We start from the raw sequence: 2,603 nt of genomic DNA, 5'->3' as shown, positions 1-2,603 counted from the left end.
GACCAGCGAGCATCACACCGCAGGACGAATCATCAGGAACCGGACAGCCCAGCCGAACCCCTCATGCCGGCGCGCGCGCGTGAACGATCGAGGCGAGGGCTCCCTTTGATCGGTGTGAATGGCTGCTGATCTCACGATCCACCTGACAGGGAGTCACCGCGCACGAGATTCTGAGGGCTGCACTTGTTCGGAGTTGTCCGCGAACAATGAGGGAGTCGGTGCCACAGAAGCCTCGCCGGGGACGTCCGGCGTCCAAGGACATGTTGGGCGCTTCGGAGCAGGCCAACGAGCTTGCCATGCTCATGTCCGAGTGGCTCGAGGGCCGGCCGTTGACCCGCACGCAGCTCATCGCGGAGTTGACCGACGTCCACTTCCGCGACGGTGCAGTCCCAAAACGGACAGCCGCCTTCCGAATGCTCAAGGGCGGGGAGCTGACCTGGGACTTCGTGGAAGCGGTGGCCGACGTCTGCTCGGGCTCACTTGAGCAACAGCAGAACTGGATCGCCCAGGCGAAGAAGCTGTGGCACGAGCACCTGACGGCCCCCACCCCGGTGAAGGATCCCGCCTCGCTGGAAGTGGTCGGCCTCCAGCGGCAGCTGATCAGTGCGCAGGAAGAGCTGCTGAAGATGCGCGAACTCTACAGCGCAACGAAGGACGCTCTCCTGGCCGCGGACGGGCGCGTGACCATGTTGACGGCCATGGTTGCGCAACTCGAGTCCCAGATCACCATGCTCAAGCACCACCAGCTTCAGCTACTCATCCAGCGAACACGAGACGCCGAAGCCATCGGCCGGGCGAGCCAGCAGCTGGTTACCGCAGGTCAGCACCACACCACGGCCGCAGCCCAGCTGAGCCACGCGCAGTCCGAGCGCACAAGAGCCCTAGAACTTGCATCCCGTGCGGCCGTTCACACTGCTCAGCTGCAGGACGAGGTGCAGGACCTGCGATCAGCGGCCGGACAACAGAACTCGGACGAACTCACCGAACCGCTGCCGGTTTTCCCCATACCGAACCTGCCCGCTCCGCCGGCCTTCGACTTCAGCAACGACGTCTCCTCCGACCTCGCGCAGATCACTGCCGAGATGGAGGCCAACACCCAACGGTTGGACGATGCTGCTGAGCAGCTGGCGCTGCTGGAAGCAGACCAGGCGGGAGATGAGCTGGATGCGGAGGAGGTGACCGAGTCGGCCGCGGACACCGGTGTGCCGATGAGCGGCCAGGCCGCCGCAATGTCCGCGGACAATGCGGAGAACTCCGATGACCACCGGACGATCTCGCCCAACCGCGGCGACGCTTTGGGGCCGGCGTTGCCTCCATCAGCGATCATGAGGTTGGCCGACGTGGCACGGCACGATCGCGACATGGGGATCCAGTTGCGGAGCGCATTGGTTGCGGCCGCGCTGGGCCAGAGCTTCACCGAGCTACGTGAGACCGCCCGCCTCTTGGAACGAGTGAAAGACGGCGGCTTCGCCCTGGCGGCGTTCCTGGAAACGGTGAGACGTGCTCGGCCGGGATTCACCCCGCCCCTCTCCGAAGCTGGCCAGGCCCATGGCAAGGAAGAACGCTCGTCCATGCCTGGGCAGCGACGAGTGAAAGTATCCGCCCCGCCGCCATGGGCAGATGCCGGGGCGGAAACCGCGAAGCGGATCGGATCCCTGCCCTGGCAGTGGGAAATCCCGAAGAACTAGCCGGCTAGCGAGTTCGAAGGCCGCTCCCCCTCTTGGCGGCCGGGCCGACCCGCGTCCCGATCGCGCCCTTGGGCCAGCCAGCCGGCTGCGCACGGCACCCGAGCCGCTTGCGCACCGGCCTGCGCACCCCGGCCCGGCCGGCTGCGCACCTGCGCATTTGGTTCCGTGCGCATGTACGGCCGTCTCCGTGTCGGATGCGCGTGCGCACACCGGGTTGCCGTGCGCACGCGCATGGGTGGTTGCGCATGCGCAACCGGCCGGTGGCGGCGTGCGCACTGGTGGTTCTTCGGACCGGGGCGGGTGCTGTCCGGGACACCGGCTACGCTCCCCGGTCATGGACGAGAGTTTCGACGCGCGGGGCATCAAGGTTGCCGACGGAATCAACGCGCGAGGGATCAAGCTCCCGCCCGAGGGGCCGGTCTGCCCGGAGTGCGGGATGGGGTTGCGTGCCACCGGTCCGGGTCGGCGGCCGGTGTACTGCTCGCGGTCGTGTTCGTCGAAGGCCTACCGGCGCCGCCGCGCCGAGGGGCAGCAGAGGGCGGTGGCGGACGCCCTGATTGCCTCGCGCGTCGAAACCCGGGACGGGGCCGACGCCGGCGCCCAGGAGCTCCTCGACGTCGCCGCCGGCGTGCAGCGCGCCGCGGCCCGCTTCCTGCAGAACCTGGAAACCTCCCGCCACGGCGAGGCCGATCCGCGCGGCACCGAGGCCCTCGACCTGCTGGAGCGCAGCGCCACCGCCGCCGTCCAGCGGCTGCTGCGCACGGCCCACGCGCTGCGCTACGAGATGCTCGTCGCCCGCCGCCGGGCCGAGGCCGCCGCCGGGCACGGGCCTGCCGCCGTGGAGGCCGGGCCGGCCGGCCGAGTGGATTCGTCGCGCGTCGGATCAAGCCCCGCCGGGCCGTCGCTTGATGCGAC

General features: G+C 68.9%; 1 protein-coding gene and 1 pseudogene. Both read left to right on the top strand.

Annotated features, from left to right (window positions below; genetic code table 11):
- Nucleotides 1-296 precede the first annotated feature (296 nt).
- The gene (locus tag AB0442_RS42155; RefSeq protein WP_366168799.1) at nt 297-1,688 is read left to right on the top strand and encodes a hypothetical protein; all 1,392 of its coding nucleotides are present in this window, start codon (nt 297-299) and stop codon (nt 1,686-1,688) included.
- A 334-nt stretch (nt 1,689-2,022) separates the two neighbouring features.
- Nucleotides 2,023-2,603: pseudogene (locus AB0442_RS42150) on the top strand (hypothetical protein); the annotation flags it as partial.

This window comes from Kitasatospora sp. NPDC085895, from assembly GCF_040702125.1.
Classification (GTDB): Bacteria; Actinomycetota; Actinomycetes; order Streptomycetales; family Streptomycetaceae; genus Kitasatospora; species Kitasatospora arboriphila.
This window is presented reverse-complemented; position numbering and strand designations above follow the sequence as displayed.